Raw genomic sequence first — 19,751 nt, forward strand, 5'->3', positions numbered from 1 at the left:
CCACTCGGGTACATGTGGATGACAACACCTCGGCGCGCGCAGCCTGCCCACGCGTTCGCTTGTACTTGTCACTTGCGAAAACAACGCACACTAATTGCGCGGTATATAGAGAAGCGCCCCGTCTGCGATTGGCTGCTCAAGCGATGCATTTGCGTGCAGCAATTGTGTTACTGTGAGATCGTAAGATGCAGCTACTTCTTCCAATGTTTCCTTGCCCCTGACAATGCGAAACGTCATTTTATAGACGGATTCACCTGTGGGGATATTGAGCGTCTTCCAAAACCACTCTGCGGCAGTCATCTCAATGTGCGTCTCTGGAACGGCCGTATAAGACATCTGAGGCACTCCGTCTCCTTCTGACGCCGCGTACTTTTTCTCTGTCCTCTCCATGGATTCTTCTTCTTTTGGGAGGACAGGATGAACCGATGGAGCTACGGGCGATCCAAAAGGGGCCATGTTCGTTTCTAAAAAGGATTCACTCACACCGCCCGAGCCAAAAAGACTCTGATCAATCGCCGATCGCTCAGAATCCGGAGTTGACTCCATTTTCATTGGTTGATTCGTTGTAACGTCAGAGGACTCATAATGGAACGATTGCAGCTCAACCGTTTCATACTGCGCATTCACACGCTCATCATCTGTCCGTTCCTGCGGCTCTTTCCCTATCACAGCGGCCGCTTCTCTCTCACCAGCCGTTTCCATCGATTCATGTTTATTGTCAACCGACTCTGCAACTGCGCCAAACAGAGCGCGATCCGCTTCGACAAGATGCGTCTTCCACCCCAGTTCGGACAGAGATTCCGCTTGACCAGCGTTTGACTCCTCTTGATCGCTCCTCGCGTGAGGGTGCGAAGGAGGTACATGCGCTTGATCTGTCCACGTCTGGTACGCGAGACCTGACAAATCCTTCATCTCAAACGGCATGAGTGGCTCTTCCTCAGAGCGCAACAAGACAGCATCTGCGGGCGCTTGTTCAAATGTTGCGTCATTCGCTTCAAGGAATTCAGACGGGGACGTCTCTTTTGCAAATGGAGGCGCGACGAACGCATCCCCTTTTTCGCTCTCTGTTTCAGCACGCGCTGGAACAAGAATTTCCTGCGCGCCACAATGCGCCACATAACCTGCACGGTCATCTAAACCCGTAATTTCAAGCGCACCTTTTACATTTACCCACCCGGGGCCCAAGACGCAAAGCTCCGCTTCTGGCATCTCGACACTCACATTCAGCATGGTCTGTGACTGCCCAGATACCGGGACGCGCAAATCAAACGGCATGCGGTGCCGCATGTGCTTAATGGACGATGCGTCAAGCGCCGCAGAAAGCTCCTGAGGTTCACGAAGAAAAGCGGAAAAAAGAATATTGCCTTCAAGGAAAAATGAATCACCGCGCTGTTCGAACGTTACAACTTCTGTCGGTGCAGAATACTCTTCCATCGTTTCATCGCCATGCACCACGTCCGTGAACACCTGTTGATCGACTTCCAAAACAATCTTTCGCGTGCGTTCCTCTTCTGGCACAGTCATCCCTCCCTAAGCCCAAAGGCTTCTCCCACACCATACGTACAGGATGAGTTGGATATACCTTTTGCGCGCGATGTTTACGCGACATCCGCATCCATTTCGCGTGATATCATGAGGACAGAGGGGGTTCGATCTGTGGATCACATCCATTCACTGCTTTACAGCTACGCGACACTCGATATAAATTATCAAAAAACGAAAGACGCGACCTATAAAAAGGGGTTAGCGATGATGCGAACGCGTTTGCGTCGCCTCGGGATCGACATTCTTGAAGTGCACGCGGACGACACCTATGTGTACGTTCAATACCTTTGCGACAGAAAGGTGAGCGTACACGTCATCGAAACGAAAGCTCCCGCGCAACCGGCGCTTTGACACATAATTCCGTAAATTGCAAGCGATCGCGCGGCTCGATTCCCATGCGCCGCGCCGCGCCTGCCTGCAGCTCAAGCGTTTTGGCGGCGCCCCGGCAATAACTAAATTGCCCCGGTGGAACACACTCCACAACCTTGACGATTTCATCGCTCCGATCCATGAAAATGATATCGATTGGAATCTTCATAAAAAACGTATGCACCGCGCTGCAGTGATTAAAATACATTCCTGCGTGCGCAGACAGTCTATGAACTCCAGTCAAACCGCGAAGACGTTGGAAAAAAGAACGCGCCTCGTGAATATCGTGTGCAATAAGTAGATCCCCTTTGTACATATACACTATCTTTTCCTCCTCATGCGTGTGAGAGTCCCGCGATAATTCGCAAGACAGCAGGTCCCATTAAAATGACAAATAATCCTGGAAAGATAAAGAATACAAGTGGAAACAAAATTTTGATCGGAGCTTTCATCGCTTTTTCCTCAGCCTTTTGTTTTAGACGTCTGCGCACCTCAGCACCTTGGATGCGCAATACCAAAGCGATCCCCATCCCCACGCGGTCTGCGTGAATCAGTGCATTCATTACACTTTGAAACTCATCGATCCCCACCCGATTGGCGGCGTCGCGAAACGCATTTCTTCTTGATTTTCCGAGACTCATCTCAAGAAGAACCTGACGTAATTCATCGATCAAAGGCGAGTTCATCTGTTCCGTCACGCGGGTCAGTGATTGGTCAAACCCGAGACCTGCCTCAACGCTGATCGTGATCATATCGATAACCTGCGGTAAATCTCTTCGCGTTTTCTCTTGCAGCAATCGCTCACGCCGTTTTAAATAAAAGCGAAATCCAATCAGAACAAAAAGAGGAAATACAATCGCCAATTCAAGGTGGATTGCGCTGTGTCCCGATAACAAACTGAAAATAGGCAAGATAATTGCCACACCGTAAACACTCCCGCGCAAACGCTCGTATTGGCGAATGGCTTCTGCCGTTTTGAACCCTGATCTACGCGCTTGTACCTGCTCTCGCTCGCCAATGTGCTTCGGAGTCATTCTTTGCAACCACGTCAAGTAGACCAGGGCGATACGACTCGCAGAAGTCCGCCAAGCCAGATGACGGGTGGACTCTGGTAAAAGTTCTTTGACGCGAGCTTCTACAGTGAGTTGTCGCGAAAACAGGAGGGTAAGTAACAAATAAAGCGCGAGTCCCGTTGAGCAAAAAAGAAGAATAGCGATGGTAGACATGGGGACACCTCCTCACTCCCTACACTTCGATTTGAACAATTTTACGAATCAACAGGGCTCCCGTGATCTGTCCGAGTAAAGCAAGCGCGACGAGGGTCAGTCCAAGTTCATTCGAAAAGAGCAGGGAAAGATAGCCTGGATTAAAAAGATCAAGAATGACTGCAATGCCTGGTGTCATCAAAAGGAAAATCCACATCGACATTCTCCCTTGAGCGGTAAGCGAGCGAATCTCCCCTTTTAAGCGTATACGGTCGCGAATGGTCTCCTCGACCGTTTCCAGCACCTCTGCCAAATTTCCGCCCACCTGTCGCGAGACCAGAAAAGCATTTGCAATCAGTTCAAAATCACCCGATTGAATTCGCAACACCGCGTGTTTGATTGCCTCTTCGACACTGACACCCAGGGACATCTCGCGAATCATTCGACGAAACTCATCGCCAAGAAGACCATGTGCATCACGCGCAACCATGTCAATCGCTTGAAAAAAAGAATTTCCTGCTCGCAATGCGCCAGAAATGACACGAAGCATTTCAGGAAGGTCACGCTCGAATGCGCGAAGCCGAATGGATTTACGACGCCTTCTATCAAATTGAATCCACGCGTAGAGCGCACCCCAATACACCAGACCGAGCAGCGGTCTACCTATGAAAAATGCAGTCACAAACGGAACGAGGATTAAAACAGCCGAATAGATTCGTGCTCGCTCAAGTGAAACCGGCATCCCTGTTGCGATCATCCACGTCGCCAGCGCATCAAACCAGCGTGACAGGCGTGTTTCTTCAGATTTTTCCTTTTTTTGTCGCTTTTTGACGGGTCGTGACTCTTCTTTCATCAATCTGTCATCCGCTATGGCGCGCAGGCGATCTTTTACGCGTGCGTTTCGATTGGTTGCAAAAAAAAGTGGCGTATAGATCAAGAGAAAAGAGGTGAGAAAAAAAATGATTTGCACTCACACGCCCCCCATCCTCGCTCAAAATGATCATCTCTTCACTCATCCAGCGCTTGAAACCAGTCCATGCGAAATGGGATGCCGTACGCTTGCATCGCCTCCGTACACGCTGGAACAATCCCAGTCGCACGGTGTTTCCCAATTACCGTTCCGTCAGGACGTCGTCCACGCTGTTCAAAGGTAAAAATATCCTGAAGAACAATTTGATCACCCTCCATGCCCATCACCTCCGTAATATAGGTCACTTTACGGCCCCCGTCCGATAGACGCGACTGCTGAACGATGAGGTCAACGGCTGAAGCGATTTGTTCCCGAATCGCCCTCATTGGGAGGTCCATTCCCGCCATCATCACCATCGTCTCAAGGCGTCTGAGCATATCGCGCGGCGTATTCGCGTGAGCGGTCGTAAGCGATCCGTCATGACCCGTGTTCATCGCCTGAAGCATATCGAGCGCCTCTGCCCCGCGCACCTCACCGACAACGATGCGATCAGGCCGCATCCGGAGCGCGTTTTTAACAAGATCTCGAATTGAGACCGCTCCACGTCCCTCCACGTTTGCAGGTCTCGCCTCAAGCGTAACCAGATGGCGTTGCTGGAGCTTAAGTTCTGCAGCATCTTCAATCGTTATGATTCGCTCATCCTCGCGAATAAAGTTCGAAACAACATTCAAGGTCGTTGTCTTGCCAGAACCCGTCCCTCCTGAAATGACGATGTTTAACCGTGCATTGATCGCGGCGCGTAAGAACTCTGCCATGGGAGGCGTCAGCGTCCCAAAGTGAATTAAGTCTGACACTTGAAGTGGTACGGCTGAAAACTTTCGAATCGTGAGGCATGGTCCTTTTAAAGCAAGGGGAGGGATGATCGCGTGAACACGTGAGCCATCCGGTAACCGCGCGTCTACATATGGGACTGACTCATCAATCCGCCGCCCTATTGGCGCGACAATCTTTTCAATGATGCGATGTACATGATCCGCGTCTTTAAACCTGATTTCTGTGAGCTCAAGTTTCCCTTTTCTCTCGATGTACACTTGATCGGGCGCGACCACCATGACTTCACTGATTGTCTCATCATGCAAGAAGGGATCGATCGGGCCAAATCCGCGAATCTCGGCGCGCAATTCACTCCACAAACGGTCGCGATCTGCCTTTGGCAATACAATGCCGTCCTCGGCCAATGCCTGAAGAAATACACTCTCATACTCCTCTTCATTCTCTTGCTCCGTTAAGCGATCAACCAATTGAATGTGAAGTTTTGTTTTCAAATCGGTAACACCTGTGTTCACGATCTGCGTCGGTGCTTCTCGCACTTCATGAGGGACATACTCATCGACCGCTTTGTACTCGTTTATCATCTCCGTCGTCTTTCGACGTTCCATGCGATCCCTTAGCGTCAGGCTCATCCTTTAGCCCCCCTTGCCAAAAAATTCAGCCGCGATGGTTTAGCGCGTGGCTCACGCCGTCTGGATTCCTCAGCGATTACTTTTGCCGCGAGGTGCTTTAGATCACGTACAGCGCGCGAAGTGCGATGTTCCAATACGGCGGGAATTCCCACATCAGCCGCTCCACAAAGTGTTCCTGGATCGTAGCCAATTGCAGAAAAGGTTTCCAGTGACAAAACATCCTCAACAGCACGTTCACTTAGCTTGCCACGCTGCACAAGAAGGTGACGCAATAATTTTGGCTCACTTCCTACCGCTTTGAGTGCTTTTAACAACCGTTGGTTATTCTTGATCGACGCCAAGTCTGCCGTACTCACGAGCCACGTCTCATCCGATGTTTCGAGTGCTGCAAATAACACATCCGACAGTGCAGGGGCAGTATCAATGACAATGTAGTCATACGATGAACGCAATGCTTTTACAAGATCTTCGATATAGTGTGCAGAAATCAATTCACCCTGTTCGATTTGTTGGGGCGCGGCAAGAAGCGCTAATCCACAAGAGTGAGTGAGCAAATACGATGGTACCATTTCAAGGTAGTGATCACCTTCTAGCATCAGCGTATAACTATTCCTCGATTGATCGCTGCACCCCAGCAAAAGCGCCGCGTCGCCAAAAAATAAATCAAGATCGAGCAAAACGACCTTTTTCCCTTTTGCCGCCATGGCGCACGCTACATTGACCGCGATCGTCGATTTTCCGACACCGCCTTTTGCACTCAACATAGAAATGACGCGGGAGCGCGAACGGAAATTTTCCGTCAAAATTTGTGTTGTTGTCGCACGAACAGAACGTTCCATTTGGTGATAGACCGAGCGAATGGATTGCGCCAAACTCTCCGTTGTAAACGGTTTTAGAAGGTACTCTTTTGCGCCGACCTGAATGGCGCCTCGAAGTGCCTGAAACTCCTCTTGTACAGAGACGATGATCACCGCTGTATTCGGCGCCACCTCAGCGATTCTACGCGTCGCCTCGATGCCGTCCATCACTGGCATATTGATATCCATCAAGACAAGATCCGGTTTTAATAACTCCACCAATGCGATTGCGTCTTTGCCGTTTTTTGCTTCACCGACCACTTCAAAATCGCTGTGAAACGACAGAAGCTGCTTTTCCGTTTCTAGAATTTCCGTTGCGTCATCGACAAGAAGAATGCGAATGATCGATTTCATGGCCGACCTCCTGCAAAAACGGTGTCATTATTCACTTGCTTACCAAGCGAAGTCGGGGAACCATGAGTTGGCTCCAGGAGCAGATCGAGCTGACCAAAGGTTTCAAGATAAGCAATTTGATTCGCTTCCTTCGGGTTGACTGCCAACACGACCGTCCGTGTCGCATTGGCAGTCCCAGAAGTTCCGCTTAAGGAATAAGACTGCCCAGTTATTGAAAGCACGTAGATATGGTTCGCAAGGATATAGGACTCATAGAGATTATTGTCGTACGATTTTGTAAGAACACCGAGAACTGATACGTAATCTCCAGTCTGGATGAATCCACCAGCGTCATAGAGCGGATTGTACAAGACAGCCATCGCGACATCGCCACTCGGTATTTTGTCGGCAAATTGAAGCGTTTGTACTTGCCCTGAAACGAGTTGTGGGATGAGTTGTTCCCCAGGAAATAGATTTTGCGCCGCATATTTCCCTACCACTTGAGAGAATTGAACAAATGCGTTTGGTTCGCGGCCTCCGAGTGGAACAGAGGCAACTCGCCATGTCGTAGACGTAAGGGGTGAACCGGCCGTTACCTCTCTTGTCGCGACAAGCACAGGCACAGTTTTTACGCTGGCGCGCGTCGCTTGAACTGTGTTTCGAAGAATGGATTCAACAGTAACTGTGGCAAGCAATGCCATCACGACTGAGCTTAGCAATAACAGTGTCGAGAGTCGTAACCGTTTCAATGTAAACCCACCTTCGCTATAGCATTTCTCGAACACCTGAATTAAGCTCTGTCACAGATCGAGATGGACGCCGTATAGGCCAAAGTTTGGCCCCGGACCCGTTGAGCCTGAAACGACCATTTGCAAAAACCTGCCTTCGATCATTTGGTGGCCTCCTTCACCCGAGATTCCCTCAAGAAAAAAAGCGGCAAAGCCGACAATCGTGACACTCGCTCGACCGTGACTGGGGAGGGCGTTTATCACAGGCAGAATCATGACGCGCGGCGAAGAGCGATTCACAGAGGTGTAGTCCTCGCCTTCTCCTTCACCCATGCGAAAATGAATGGCGGTGGCGACAGGACCTGTCATGATGCCAGGTTCACTCTCTACAACATCCCCTACATGCAACTCGCCAGAATATCCGTACATTACATTGTTTTCAAGTACACTCGCGCCGGTACCGCCAAGTGCGAGAAATCCGTAATTCCCTTGACTCCCATCCCCTGCAGCGCACGACAATTGGACAAGTTGACCATACTGAAAACTTTGTTGAACGACGCCGATCGGAACAAATCCGGTTCCACCAATCAAGGTTTGCGCCTGCGCGTGCGAAACTGCTGAAACGGACGCCTGATTGACCCCAAAAACGCGAGCAAAATAGAGCGGAACAAGTTTTTCACTTTGCACGGTGACCGTATTCGTCGCAGCGTCAAAGGATACAGTTCCAATAGGTTCTCCATTCTCTGTCATATATTGATCTGCCGCCTGTGTCATTGCAGACATTCCGCCTAAAAATGCAGCCGCACCTGCCAATGCGCCGGCGTCTACAGCATTTGAAAGCGCTTGGCGCTCTACATACACGGTTCCAAAATCTGTGACAAGTCCTGTGAATCCGAGCAAACTCACGAGAGAGAGTGAAAACAGTATGGCTACATTTCCCTTTTCCTCTCGAAGAATCCGCACCGTGTTCACTCCATTCTCATGGTCGTCTGCGCCGTCAAATTAATTTTTGCAGGAAGAAACGTGAAGAGAAATGGATCAATCGCAACTGGATAAGAGACGGTAACCGTCACCGGATTTCCAGGGATCCGCTCACCGCTTGCAGGCGAGACAGTTATCGCGAGTTGACTCGGAATTAAAAAAGGACAGTCACTCACTACCACTGCGTCAATCTGTGTATCCGTCGCGCCAAGACTCGCATAGCGAGCCGCGTCACGCGATGCAGCACTGATCGTGAGTTCGTTCCACATGATCCTTCCAAAATCAAAGACTCCGAATAAAAGCAATAGAAACAGCGGGATAACGAGCGCAAATTCTACAAGTGCTTGTCCTTTTTCTGAGCGAATCAGCGTGTGAAATCCGTTACGCACCACAAGAGAACACCTCCCGTGATGGCGAACGCATAAGGAATCGAAGGTTTGCTTGGCGCGAACGATTCGCGCAAAAGCGGGTCGGTTGCAATCGGATTCCCCAATCCTGCTGACACACGGGGAATGTTCGCGTGAATCACCAGCGCAAGAAACGCTCCTGTCACCGCCATCCCCACCAAAACATAGGCCATTCCCGAGATGCCCACAGCAAGCCCTACAGCGCTTAGGAGCTTTACATCGCCAGCCCCCATTCCGCGCAATACGTACGGTAAAAACAGTGCACAAAACCCGAGAAATCCGCCTTCTACCATAGATAAAAACGAACGATCCAGAAACATTCCAATAAAAATCGCGAAAAACGCGAATCCCCCTGTGAGCCAATTGGGTATCCTTCGCGCTCGAAGATCTGTGACCGAGGCAATCGTGCATGCCGTGAGGGTCAATAAAACTTCAGCGTTCATAGGATTCACCTCATAACCCCAAGGGGATGGAAGAGCAACTGCGTACGTTCTTTCAACTACCCGATGTAGTTAAAGTTCCTGAAATATTCTGAAATATGCCACCTAACCCTTTTCCTAATAAACCCAAACCGACAATCGCCGCAATCGCGACAAGCCCAATGATCAATCCGTACTCGACCAGCCCCTGACCCGACTCATCACGCAGGCGATGTTTTGCCAAATAGGCGACGCGGCCTGACCATACTGTAAGCGATACGATACCGTCTTTGATCTTATCCATCATCCCTGACAACCCCTTTTCATTTTCTACTTTCTTTTCATGTATTCATCATAAAAGAAAAGAAGAGTCACCCAACAGGGTAAACTCTCCTATCTTTTCTTGCATATTTATTAATAGATTCCTAGGAAAAAAGACCTAGTATGCCCGTGTTTGTAGAAATGTCCTGGGACAGCGCCAGCACAACCGCCTGGGTTCTAGTCTTAACACCGAGTTTTTGTAAAATGCTCGTCGTATGATTGCGCGCTGTCTTAGGCGTGATAAACAGCCGATTTGCAATCTCATCGTTAGGGTGACCTTCTGCCATCAACCGCAGAACCTCCAATTCGCGCGGAGTGAGTTCCTCAAGTCCAGGCGAGAGTCGCGTAACCGTCGGCAAAGCAGTGGGTGTGCGCGTAGGATTCGTAGGTATGGGTTGAACGGTTTCCGATTCTTCTCCTCGAACCCGATCCATGAGATACGGTAAGAGTCGCTTGTCGATATAGCGTCTGCCAAAAGACACTTCCCGCACCGCGTTCTTTAACTCTTCACCGTCACAATCTTTTAATAGATACCCACATATTCCCGCGCGGATTGCGCGCAGAACCGTATCACTCGAATCGTCATTGCTGACAATCAGAATCGGCGTGTCAATTGATGCGTCGCGCAATACACGAGCCACATCCACACCCGACAAATCAGGCAAGCCAATATCAAGGATGAGCACATCCGTCTCTGCGGCGTGATCCATCATATAGCGAATCGTATCTGACCCATTTTTGGTAGTACCTAGTACATGAATCTCATCTGATATTTGAAATAAAGCCATCATGCCGCTTACAAACAATCCCTGATCGTCCGCAATACACACTGAAATCGTAGAATCCACAGACGTTCACGTCCTTTTACTTAAACCTTAAGTCTGATTTGCACCGTCGTGCCTGTCCCTGGCGCCGTATCTATCGCGACATGCGCCCCGATCAACTTCGCTCTCTCTTGCAAGCCAAGAAGTCCATAGCGACCTGTCACCGCGCCTGCGCCCATGCCGACACCGTCATCTGCAATCGTCAGGATCAAATCGCCCTCTTCGCATTCGGCGCGAATGGAAATTGTCTGCGCCTGCGCGTGCTTCCCCGCATTTGTGATGCATTCTTGAACCATGCGATAGAGTGTGATCGATGCATCCTCCGAGAGTGCCGGCAGCGCATCCACATCAACCGTCACATTTCGATCAAGCAGGTTGACACAGCGCTCGCCATACGCGCGCAGCGCCCCCGCGAGTCCAATCTCCGCCATTTCAACTGGACGCAAATCATAGATCAAGCGCCGCAACTCTCCCACTGAATTGCGCATCAACTCTTGAATCCGCAGAATTTCTGGCAAGACGTGATCGGGTTGATGACGAAGCATTTCCTTGACGACTTCAAGTCGCATCGTGAGATTCGTCAACATTTGCGCAGGGCCATCATGAATGTCGCGCGCAAGTCGCCTGCGTTCTTCCTCCATCGCTTCAATCGCAAAACGCGTATCCAAGATCTCCGCACCTCCACCATCAAAAAGCGCCTGCACATCAGCGCAGACGCCCGGGACACCGCGTGAGCAATCGTTCGCGACTACGATCCCACACATCTCACTCATCTCACACTTGCGTTTCAACGGAATTTATCGTTCGTCTACGTTTGACGAAATTGTAAACCGGGATGACGAACCTGTCAAACTTTGTCGAATCAGAATCGTCAGACACGATGTCAGTGAATCGCGCGCATCGCAGAATCGATCGCTTCACACGTTTCCGCCAAGGCCACATCGTCGTGCACGAGCGAGACGAACCCCGCTTCCAGGTGGGAAGGCGCCAGATATACGCTACGATCGAGCAACGCGTGAAAATAAGACGCATAACGCGCCTTGTCTGACTGCGCTGCGCTCTCATAATCAGTGACTGGATGCTCAGCAAAGAAGCACCCGAACATTCCGCCAAGGAAGGTTCCCTGGACTGGAAAACCATATCTTTTGCCTGCATCGAGAAAGGTTGAGACAAGCTGTGCCGAACGCGCTTCAAGCCCTTCGTAGACCCCTTCTGTCGCGAGTGTCTTTAGCGTGGCAAGACCCGCCGCAACAGCTAACGGATTGCCGGAAAGCGTGCCCGCCTGGTAGACAGGACCTGCCGGAGCCACAAGGTCCATGATGTCTTTGCGGCCACCATAGGCGCCCACTGGAAGACCCCCACCAATGACTTTCCCGAGTGTCGTCAAATCAGGTTTTACACCATAGTACCCTTGCGCTCCGCCAAACCGTACGCGAAACCCTGTCATCACTTCATCGAAAATGAGCAGCGCCCCATACGATTGCGTAACGGCGCGCAATCCCTGTAAAAAGCCATCCTTTGGCGGCACCATCCCCATGTTGCCGCCGACTGGCTCAACGATGATCGCGGCGATCTCCTCACCAAACTGCGCAAACGCGCTTTCCACCGCCGCGAGATCGTTATAGGGCAACGAAATCGTGAGTGCGGCAATTTCCGGAGGCACACCCGGAGAGTCCGGGAGACTAAACGTCGCTACACCTGATCCCGCGCGGATGAGCAGGCTATCCGCATGCCCGTGATAACAACCAATAAACTTGATGATTTTTGAGCGACCTGTAAACCCGCGCGCCAAACGCAGCGCACTCATCGTCGCTTCTGTGCCAGAATTGACCATGCGAACTAGGTCCATCGATGGCAGAGCACTCAAAATCAAGGCGGCAAGATCCGATTCAAGCTCCGTCGGCGCGCCATAACTCGTCCCGCGCACAGTCTGCTCCGTAATCGCCTGAACGACCGCCTGGTGCGCGTGGCCGAGAATCAGCGGACCCCACGAAAGGACATAGTCGATGTATCGATTGCCATCAAGATCATAGAGATACGGACCTTCACCACGCGTCATGAAACGCGGTGTCCCCCCGACCGCCCGAAAGGCGCGCACCGGGCTGTTCACCCCGCCTGGAATCAACGTTTGTGCGCGTTTCATCGCCTCTGCCGAGCGAGCGGTGCGGCGTGTCATTGACACATGTTCATCCATTGACATTCACTCCCGTCATCCCTAAAAACCACACTGATTAGCGGCGATTTCCGTGATCTCTTTGCAGAATGCGTGCAACATCCTTTGAGAAATAGGTGATGAGGATATCCGCGCCCGCGCGCGTCAAGCTGGTCATCGTTTCCATGACGATCGCCTCTTCATCCACCCAACCGCGCTGTGCCGCCGCTTTGATCATCGCGTACTCCCCGCTCACGTGATACGCGGCGAGCGGAACATCATACTGTTCCTTAAGCGCGCGCACAACGTCAAGATAGGGCATGGCCGGTTTGACCATCAACATGTCAGCGCCTTCCGCCAGATCAGACTCCGCCTCGCGAAACGCCTCGCGCACATTGGCCGGATCCATCTGATAGCTGCGGCGATCCCCAAACGACGGGGCAGAGTGCGCCGCCTCGCGAAACGGGCCATAAAACGCTGACGCGTACTTCACAGAATAAGAGAGGATCGGGGTGTTTTGATAGGATGCTTGATCGAGCGCTTCGCGGATCGCCGCAATCCGTCCATCCATCATATCTGAAGGCGCAATCAAATCCGCACCAGCCTGCGCATGCGAACGCGCCGTTTTTGCGAGCAGTGACAAACTCTCGTCATTCACAATCTCTTCGCCGCGTACGATCCCGCAATGCCCAGCCGGATTATAGGCGCAAAGACAGACATCTGTTGCGACCACGATGTCTTTATTCTCTTCCTTAATCGCCCGGATCCCTTGTTGTACGATTCCCTCTTCCGCATACGCTTCTGAACTGAGATCATCCTTTGTCTTTGGGAGCCCGAACAAAAGTACAGAACGAACGCCGAGTTCCGAGAGTTCATGGATCTCTCGACGCAACGCGTCGATGGACAGGTGTTCCACACCTGGCATCGCGTCGAGCGCGTCGCGACCTTCACCGTGTTTCACAAAAAGAGGTAACATCAACTGATCCGTATTCACCCTTGTTTCGCGGACCATGGCGCGAATCCCCTGGTGATTTCGCAGCCTGCGATGACGATCAAAGTCAATCATCCTCATGCCTCCTATACGCTTCATCTTTTTTATTCAAAGCGAGTCTCTGAAGCGCAGCAACAACAGACGCGCTGTCAGGCGCTCTCGCCTGTTCATCCACCCGCAAATTGCACGCCCTCATTACGTTTGACGTCTGCGGGCCAATCGAGAGAAATTGCAGGCGCCCATCTAGCCACACCCGCATCCGCTCGGTATGCCACCCTGCCGCAAAAGCAGTAACCGCCGAGCCGCTCGCAAACGTGACGACATCGATTCGCCCCCGCCGTGCCGCGGTGAGTAGACCCTCCGCAGAAAGTGCTCTTGTCTCATAGAAAATCGGCGCCACGACCTGATAGCCAGCCGCCGTGAGACGATTCGCAAGCTCATCATCCGCCAAGTTCCCGCGCGGATATACGATGCGCTCCCCACGTCCGTGTAAAAAGCGCGCCTCAATCCACGAGAAGACGCCCTCTGCGCGTTTCGTTTCTGCCTCATGAACGGTGTAAAACCCAGCCTGTTTTGCCGCTGCGCAGGACGCGCTGCCAACCGTTACGACAGGAATATGCCGGATGGCATTCAGCATGCGCGCATCCTGCATCAGGGCGCGGATCGCATTCACACTCGTAAAAATGATTAAAAATGCCTGATCCGGCACGAGTCGATCGACGGGAAGCAAGCGGATTTCAACAAGCGGAAAGTGCAACGGATACCCGCCACCTTTGCGGATGGCGCCAGACCAATTCGCACTTGTTTCAACAGGGCGTGTCAGGGCGATCCGCATCCCTTTCATATCTCAAACTTCTCCAACCATCGATAACAAGCGATCGCCACCGCTCGCGAGCATGCGCGCGGCCAATTCTCGCCCAAGTTCGCGCGCATCTTCACCCATCAACGCACCGCGCAGGACTACATTTCCACTCGCATCCGCGAGCATCGCCGTAAGATTCAAGCGGGAGAATGAAGGTGTAGCGTATGCGCCAACCGGAACCTGGCAACTGCCGCCAACCTCTGCCAAAAACGCGCGCTCAGCCGTCACACAGCGTGCCGCTTCACGATCGTGAAGGGCAGCAAGCAGTTCTCGCACTTCTGTGTCTTGCTCGCGACACTCAATGGCGAGCGCCCCTTGCCCCGCTGCTGGGACACACTCAAACGGCGTGAGCGGCGTGGCCTCATACGCCACGCCCGTCGTTGAAACGCGATTCTCAGTTAGCCATCCCATTCTGCGAATCCCGGCCGCGGCGAGTACGATCGCATCCAAATCCTGCAACTTTCGCAGACGCGTGTCAATGTTTCCGCGTAGAGACACGATCTCAAGGTCTGGGCGGATCGCCAAAAGTTGCGCTCGTCGACGAAGGGAACTCGTCCCTACACGGGCACCCTCCGGAAGTTCCAAAAGGGACTGACCGTGTTTTACGATCAAAAGATCGCGCGCATCTTCACGCGCTGGGATCGCCCCAATGACGAGCCCCTGTGCGAGGATCGCCGGAACGTCTTTTGCGCTATGTACGGCCAGATCGATGACACCTTCTTGAAGCGCCTTCTCAATCTCCGAGACGAAAAGACCCTTCCCACCCACTTTGGATAAGGAGACATCGAGAATTTGATCTCCTCGGGTCACAATTTCAACCGTCTCAATGTCAAGGTCCGGTCGTTCCTTTTTAAGCGCTGCAACCACATCGCCCGTCTGTGTCGTGGCGAGTTGACTCTTTCTTGTGCCTACACGCAGCCTTCTCAAGTGTAATCCTCCCCTGCACATGCTGTATCCTTGCCCATATGCTTTACCAGCGATGAAACGCTGACATGAATTCACCGATCACCAAGAAATTCAATAGGACGCCAACAAAAGAAATCAAGTTAAACCACGCTGCGCGGCGACCGCTGATTCGCTCGGTGCCGCGCAGCCACAAATAGATGAAATAAAGGACTAACAAGAGTCCTGACGCAATCGGCTTTGGATCAAGCCACAAAAAATGACGCGTAAGCATGGCGTACCAAATCGCCCCGATCAACATGCCAATCAATAAAAGCGGCCCGCCGACAAGCGCAGTTCGATACGCATAGACATCGAGTCTTTCAAGCGCCGGCAACCTGCGAAAAGGACCACTCGCAAACCGTTTTTTTCGCAGCGCTGTATCCTCAAGAAGGTAGAGCACGCTAAAAATCGCTGATACAGAAAAGAGCAAATACGATAAAATCGACACGGAGATATGAAGCACCAGTAGATCGCCTTGTTGCGGGACAGCCGTCGCCAAATGACCATGCACAATCGCGTCAAAGCCCACAAGCAAGAAACCAAACAGATTGACGAAAAGTGTAAAAAAATCGATGCGCGAAAAGAGACTGATCGCAACCGATAAACTGATTAAGAGCCAGGCAAAAAACAGGGTTGCCTGGACATAGGAATAGAGCGGCAAAGCGTGTTGCGCTAATACGCGCTGACTAAGAATTACCGTCTCAAGAACCCAGACGACGCCAAGCGTGAAAAGACCCACGCGGTTCGCAAGTTTGTTATCGCGAAGAAAATCAATAAAAAACAACGTTAGACTCACGCCATAACAGCTCAAAATGGCGGCGTACGCATAGGGGGACGCCAGTTCAATGAGCATCTCACGCGAGCGTCGGTGAAACGCGCGAACGGGGCGTCTCACCGGATTCAGATTTTGTCGCAAGGACACTCGCTTGCGTCAGTGAGTGTGTCCTCATTGAATCAGAAGATGTGTTCGTCTTTTGCAAGAAAGTCTGATCAACACCGTGTGTCTCATCGGGTGGCGCGACCAGATCAAAGATGCGCGCAAACGTTCGCAATGCATCGCCGCCGCCCGGTTCTTTCGCCATTTCCTTGATGCTCGCAATCGGATCGCGCAACAACTGATTCACAATGCTTGACGTGTGTTTTCTAAGCACGTCAACTTGGCGCTCATCGAGATCCGGCAATTTATGTTGCAGACTTTCCATTACCGCCGCCTGAATGGCGAACGACTTTTCGCGAAGCTCTGCAATGAGCGGCACAACCTGTTGCTCTGCCTGCCACTTGGCGAACGCGATGAGTTCATCTTCGATCATCTGTTCAACCTGACTCGCCTCGTGATGCCGCAGCGCAAATCCTTCTGCCACCATCCCTTGCAAATCATCAATGTCATAGAGATACAACCCATCCAGCTGAGCGACACTCGGATCGACGTCTCTTGGCACCGCGATGTCGATGATAAAGAGCGGGCGACGTTTCCGAGAGCGAAGGGCTGTCGACACCATCGTTTCTGTGAGAACGTACCCTTTTGCACCCGTTCCGCTGATGACAATGTCCGCTTCTGCGAGAGATTCCGCCAATTGCTCCCAGGGACGCGCAATCCCCGCAAAAGCAGAAGCGAGCGTTTGGGCGTTTTCAAGCGTGCGATTGACCACAACAATTTTTGCGACGCCGTTTGCGCGAAGATGCGTCAGCGTCAATTCACTCATCTTTCCGGCGCCGATGACCAAAACGGTTTTCCCGCTCATGGTTGAGAACACTTTTCTCGCAAGCGATACAGCCGCGTAGCTCACAGAAACAGCCGCCTGTCCAATCATCGTTTCTGTCTGCACGCGTTTTCCAAACGAGATTGCCGAGCGCATGGCGTAATTCATGAGGTGCCCTGTTGCCAAGTGGTCTTGTGCGATCAGATAGGCTTGGCGAACCTGTCCAAGAATCTGCGTTTCGCCGATGACCATAGAATCGAGTCCTGATACGACCCGCAGGAGATGATCCACCACGTCCCGTTCTTGATAGCGGTTCAGCAGTCTCGAAAGCGTCTCTTGATCCATTTCACCAAAGCGTGAAAGATAACCAATAAACTTTGCGATGGCAGGTCCTGGCTGCTCAACATCAGCATAGAGTTCCGTTCGATTGCAGGTGGAAAGCAGCACAACCTCATGGATGCCCTGCATCTCGTGAAGTTCAGAGACGAGTTCACCAACCTGATCTTCAGGGACTGCGAACCGCTCCCGCACTTCCACGGGCGCCGTTCGATAGTTAAGGCTCAGGGCCACAAGGCTCACAATAGAACATCTCCAACTCGGATTTATTCCGTAATAATAAACAAGATGAGAACGAACATGAATTCAAGTTTCTCACGTTCCACAATATATTATAACATCTTGTCGAATTTGGTTGTCCAATCGATGTGAACGGTTCCTATCACTTCTGTGCAAAAGTGTTGACGAGTAGCTTTACGAATGACACAATAGCGCGTGAGGTGAAAGGGTTGAACCGTGTTCTTGCCGATTGGGTACTCGTATTGGTTACGTTTGTCTGGGGTGCAACATTTGTCGTCGTGCAAGACGCCATTAAAGACATTCCCGTCTTTGCATTTCTCGCCATACGCTTTTTATCGGCGGGCGTCATTCTGCTCTTCGCGGCGCTGCTGCTAAAGCGTGGAAGGGCTGCGTTGCGGACGTTCTCCTTGTGGAAAAACGGCCTCATCCTCGGTTTTTGGCTCTATGCAGGTTACGCCTTTCAAACGCTCGGACTCATGCATACCACTGCTGCCAAATCAGGTCTCATCACAGGACTATGTGTCGCGCTGGTGCCAATCTTTTCAATTTTCCTACTCCGCCACAAACCACCGCGCGGCGCGTTTATCGGCGTCGGGATAGCGACACTCGGACTTTTTTTACTCTCCGGTATTCGTTCAGGCACTGTAAACATCGACGATTTTCTCACACTACTTTGCGCGATCGCATTTGCGATTCAGATCGTCTTGATGGCCAAACACGCGCGTGAGCACGACCCACTCACGCTCGCCGCTGTACAAATTCTGTTCGTTGGAGTGTTGAGCGAATTTTCATCGCTTTTTATGCGCGAATCACTCCACCTTATCGCGACTTCACTCACCGTACCAACCGTCTGGATCGCCCTGCTGATTTGCTCACTCTTGGCCACCGTCATCGCCTACTTTGCTCAAGCAGCATTTCAACGCTATACTACGCCAACGAAAACCGCGCTCATTTTTTCACTGGAACCTGTGTTTGCGGCGCTCGTCGCCGTTTGGTACGGCGGAGAATCACTAACCCTGTTTTCTATCTTTGGTGGTTTTCTGATCGTCGCAGGTATGTTGACCGCAGAATTCTCAGGTCAGGAGCGTGCGCATTCCAGAAAGAAACAAGGTGAGCGTCCTGCGAAGCAATCTACGCTCTGAGAGGACTGCGGCGGGGGATCACAAAAGATCCCCCACATCACTTTGACCTTTACTCAGACGCCCTTCAACATGTTCCCAAAGTGCATCAATTCCATACCCCGAGTCGGCAGATGTCAAAAAAATGGGATGATCAGCTTCGAGATGCAAGTCCTTGCGAATGACGTGTTGCTGTCGCGCATAGGCACCACGCGCTATTTTATCAGCTTTCGTTGCCGCAATCACGTGGCGTTCATAAAAAATGGATTGTAAATAAGCGGAAACATCGCAGTCGAGAGCACTCGGAGGATGCCTGATATCGATCAGTTGAATGACCCACACAAGCGTTTCTCGATCTGTAAGATAGCCTTCAATCATCGGTCCAAACTCGCTGCGTATCGATTTTCTCACATTAGCATACCCATAACCTGGAAGATCAACCAAGCGAAAGGTCTGGTTGATATCATAAAAATTGAGCGTCTGCGTCTTGCCAGGCGTTGCTGATGTGCGCGCGAGTCTTCGACGATTTAGCATGCGGTTAATGAGTGATGACTTTCCGACATTTGAGCGTCCAACCATCGCCAATTCTGGGCGATCCGCTTCCGGAAACTGTTCCTTGGTAACGGCTGATGTGAGAAATTCTGCTGCTTTAATAATCATTTTTACATTTGATCCCGCAACGCGTTTTCCAACACTTGATCCATATGCTCAACGAACACAAGATTCAGATGTTGACGAACCGTTTCTGGAATATCCTCCATATCTTTTGCGTTGTCTCGCGGCAAAAGCACCGTTTGTATCCCTGCGCGATGAGCACTCAAACATTTTTCCTTCACCCCACCGATAGGCAAAACGCGTCCGCGCAGTGTAATTTCTCCTGTCATGGCGACATCGCGGCGAATCGCCCTTCCCGTCAGCGCAGAAGCGAGCGCCGTCGCCATGGTAATCCCGGCAGATGGGCCGTCCTTTGGAATCGCTCCTTCCGGAACGTGGATGTGAATATCGTGATTCTCAATAAAATCGCCAGGGATGGAAAGCTCATGCG

At 51.5% G+C, this 19,751-nt stretch carries 23 protein-coding genes; 2 read left to right on the top strand and 21 right to left on the bottom strand.

Annotation, left to right across the window (positions count from 1 at the left end; all coding sequences use genetic code 11):
- Positions 1–90 precede the first annotated feature (90 nt).
- Positions 91–1,518, bottom strand: a complete 1,428-nt coding sequence (locus AYW79_RS07965; RefSeq protein WP_067564232.1) for a hypothetical protein — start codon at positions 1,516–1,518, stop codon at positions 91–93.
- Positions 1,519–1,656: 138 nt separating this feature from the next.
- On the opposite strand from AYW79_RS07965, the gene AYW79_RS07970 reads away from it, so the two are divergent.
- Positions 1,657–1,896: a hypothetical protein gene (locus AYW79_RS07970; protein ID WP_067953039.1), complete on the top strand. Its 240-nt coding sequence runs from the start codon at positions 1,657–1,659 to the stop codon at positions 1,894–1,896.
- Here AYW79_RS07970 and AYW79_RS07975 read toward each other — a convergent pair.
- From AYW79_RS07975 to hemA, 18 genes are all read right to left on the bottom strand, one after another.
- A complete protein-coding gene (locus AYW79_RS07975; protein ID WP_067564287.1) occupies positions 1,859–2,230 on the bottom strand; it encodes a DUF192 domain-containing protein in 372 nt (123 codons plus the stop codon). The two genes, AYW79_RS07970 and AYW79_RS07975, sit on opposite strands and share 38 nt — an antisense overlap.
- 19 nt (positions 2,231–2,249) lie before the next feature.
- Positions 2,250–3,140 (bottom strand): type II secretion system F family protein, encoded by an 891-nt coding sequence (locus tag AYW79_RS07980; protein ID WP_067564237.1) that lies wholly within the window; start codon positions 3,138–3,140, stop codon positions 2,250–2,252.
- 19 nt (positions 3,141–3,159) lie between these two features.
- The gene (locus AYW79_RS07985) at positions 3,160–4,089 is read right to left on the bottom strand and encodes a type II secretion system F family protein (protein WP_067564240.1); all 930 of its coding nucleotides are present in this window, start codon (positions 4,087–4,089) and stop codon (positions 3,160–3,162) included.
- 38 nt (positions 4,090–4,127) lie between these two features.
- The gene (locus AYW79_RS07990; RefSeq protein WP_082806756.1) at positions 4,128–5,492 is read right to left on the bottom strand and encodes a CpaF family protein; all 1,365 of its coding nucleotides are present in this window, start codon (positions 5,490–5,492) and stop codon (positions 4,128–4,130) included.
- Positions 5,489–6,703 carry a CpaE/TadZ family protein gene (locus tag AYW79_RS07995; RefSeq protein WP_067564242.1) on the bottom strand — a complete coding sequence of 405 codons (1,215 nt, stop codon included), beginning with the start codon at positions 6,701–6,703 and terminating at the stop codon, positions 5,489–5,491. Before AYW79_RS07995 ends, AYW79_RS07990 begins: the two co-directional genes overlap by 4 nt.
- A complete protein-coding gene (gene cpaB, locus AYW79_RS08000; protein ID WP_067564245.1) occupies positions 6,700–7,431 on the bottom strand; it encodes a Flp pilus assembly protein CpaB in 732 nt (243 codons plus the stop codon). Before cpaB ends, AYW79_RS07995 begins: the two co-directional genes overlap by 4 nt.
- A 51-nt stretch (positions 7,432–7,482) precedes the next feature.
- The gene (locus tag AYW79_RS08005; protein WP_067564248.1) at positions 7,483–8,373 is read right to left on the bottom strand and encodes a pilus assembly protein TadG-related protein; all 891 of its coding nucleotides are present in this window, start codon (positions 8,371–8,373) and stop codon (positions 7,483–7,485) included.
- A gap of 5 nt (positions 8,374–8,378) precedes the next feature.
- Positions 8,379–8,783, bottom strand: a complete 405-nt coding sequence (locus AYW79_RS15840) for a TadE/TadG family type IV pilus assembly protein (protein ID WP_067953233.1) — start codon at positions 8,781–8,783, stop codon at positions 8,379–8,381.
- A complete protein-coding gene (locus AYW79_RS08015; RefSeq protein ID WP_067564250.1) occupies positions 8,756–9,241 on the bottom strand; it encodes an A24 family peptidase in 486 nt (161 codons plus the stop codon). The genes AYW79_RS15840 and AYW79_RS08015 overlap by 28 nt, the downstream gene beginning before the upstream one ends.
- Before the next feature lie 52 nt (positions 9,242–9,293).
- Complete coding sequence (locus AYW79_RS08020; protein ID WP_067564253.1) at positions 9,294–9,524, bottom strand: Flp family type IVb pilin; 231 nt, start codon at positions 9,522–9,524, stop codon at positions 9,294–9,296.
- Positions 9,525–9,642: 118 nt separating this feature from the next.
- Entirely contained in the window at positions 9,643–10,386 is a 744-nt protein-coding gene (locus AYW79_RS08025; RefSeq protein WP_067564256.1) for a response regulator, read from the bottom strand.
- A gap of 20 nt (positions 10,387–10,406) precedes the next feature.
- Entirely contained in the window at positions 10,407–11,126 is a 720-nt protein-coding gene (locus AYW79_RS08030; protein WP_179123052.1) for a sensor histidine kinase, read from the bottom strand.
- Between the two features lie 119 nt (positions 11,127–11,245).
- Positions 11,246–12,556 (bottom strand): glutamate-1-semialdehyde 2,1-aminomutase, encoded by a 1,311-nt coding sequence (gene hemL / locus AYW79_RS08035; protein ID WP_231877869.1) that lies wholly within the window; start codon positions 12,554–12,556, stop codon positions 11,246–11,248.
- A 37-nt stretch (positions 12,557–12,593) separates the two neighbouring features.
- A complete protein-coding gene (hemB, locus tag AYW79_RS08040; protein WP_067564261.1) occupies positions 12,594–13,580 on the bottom strand; it encodes a porphobilinogen synthase in 987 nt (328 codons plus the stop codon).
- Complete coding sequence (locus tag AYW79_RS08045; protein WP_067564264.1) at positions 13,573–14,349, bottom strand: uroporphyrinogen-III synthase; 777 nt, start codon at positions 14,347–14,349, stop codon at positions 13,573–13,575. Before AYW79_RS08045 ends, hemB begins: the two co-directional genes overlap by 8 nt.
- 3 nt (positions 14,350–14,352) lie before the next feature.
- Positions 14,353–15,294: a hydroxymethylbilane synthase gene (gene hemC, locus AYW79_RS08050; RefSeq protein WP_067564266.1), complete on the bottom strand. Its 942-nt coding sequence runs from the start codon at positions 15,292–15,294 to the stop codon at positions 14,353–14,355.
- A gap of 43 nt (positions 15,295–15,337) precedes the next feature.
- Positions 15,338–16,228, bottom strand: a complete 891-nt coding sequence (locus AYW79_RS08055) for a cytochrome C assembly family protein (RefSeq protein WP_143216148.1) — start codon at positions 16,226–16,228, stop codon at positions 15,338–15,340.
- The gene (gene hemA / locus AYW79_RS08060; RefSeq protein ID WP_067564270.1) at positions 16,167–17,591 is read right to left on the bottom strand and encodes a glutamyl-tRNA reductase; all 1,425 of its coding nucleotides are present in this window, start codon (positions 17,589–17,591) and stop codon (positions 16,167–16,169) included. Before hemA ends, AYW79_RS08055 begins: the two co-directional genes overlap by 62 nt.
- Before the next feature lie 206 nt (positions 17,592–17,797).
- Here hemA and AYW79_RS08065 point away from each other — a divergent pair, with 206 nt between their 5' ends.
- Positions 17,798–18,730, top strand: a complete 933-nt coding sequence (locus AYW79_RS08065) for a DMT family transporter (protein WP_067564273.1) — start codon at positions 17,798–17,800, stop codon at positions 18,728–18,730.
- A gap of 18 nt (positions 18,731–18,748) precedes the next feature.
- On the opposite strand, the gene yihA is transcribed toward AYW79_RS08065, so the two are convergent.
- The gene (yihA, locus tag AYW79_RS08070; protein WP_067564276.1) at positions 18,749–19,366 is read right to left on the bottom strand and encodes a ribosome biogenesis GTP-binding protein YihA/YsxC; all 618 of its coding nucleotides are present in this window, start codon (positions 19,364–19,366) and stop codon (positions 18,749–18,751) included.
- A gap of 2 nt (positions 19,367–19,368) precedes the next feature.
- On the bottom strand, positions 19,369–19,751 hold a 383-nt coding region (locus AYW79_RS08075), incomplete at its 5' end, for a S16 family serine protease (RefSeq protein ID WP_272481847.1).

This window comes from Ferroacidibacillus organovorans (genome assembly GCF_001642725.1).
GTDB lineage: Bacteria > Bacillota > Bacilli > Alicyclobacillales > SLC66 > Ferroacidibacillus > Ferroacidibacillus organovorans.